The organism is Priestia sp. P1_B12_1 (assembly GCF_056406695.1).
This window is the reverse complement of sequence record NZ_JBFTZR010000071.1, coordinates 1-584: the sequence shown is the minus strand read 5'-3', so window position 1 is coordinate 584 and position 584 is coordinate 1. Positions and strand designations below refer to the sequence as shown.

The following is a 584-nucleotide window of genomic DNA, read 5'->3' as shown; positions in this document are numbered from 1 at the left end:
TGACCAGTATAATCAGCGCTTTGCGACACGATGTCATATTGGTTTCGATCAAGCTCGCGCAGAACTACAAATGATGTTTAAAGCAAACTAGTGGGTAACGTTCATAAGAAAAGGAAACTCCCATTTACACAAAATTATTGACGGTCCCATTAATTTTTACATCCTTATAATAGTAAATACTAAAACTATTTATCTTAAAATGATTTAATCACTAATCATTTTGTAGAAAAACTGCGTATTTGTGGTTCTGGTGCAAAAAATCAGTCTAACTTGCAATTAATCTCTAAACCTTGTACATACTGATACTAGTACTCTAAAAAAGGGACGTGATCAGTATGGAAAAGCAGCATCTATTTAAGTGGAAACACTATCAGCCGGACATTATTTTATTAACCGTCAGATGGTACCTGTGGTCCAACCTTAGCTTTCGTGATTTAGTCGAAATGATGGAAGAACGAGGTCTATCTATTGCCCACACAACCATTATGCGGTGGGTTCATCAATATGGACCAGAATTAGATGAACGCGTACGACGTCACCTTAAGACAACAAATGATTCTTGGCGAGTGGATGAGACCTATGTG

The 584-nt window shown here is 37.2% G+C and carries 1 pseudogene; it reads left to right on the top strand.

Features of this window, described 5'->3' with window-relative positions:
- Window positions 1-335: 335 nt before the first annotated feature.
- A pseudogene (locus tag AC1D0Y_RS29725) lies at window positions 336-584 on the top strand (IS6 family transposase); the annotation flags it as partial.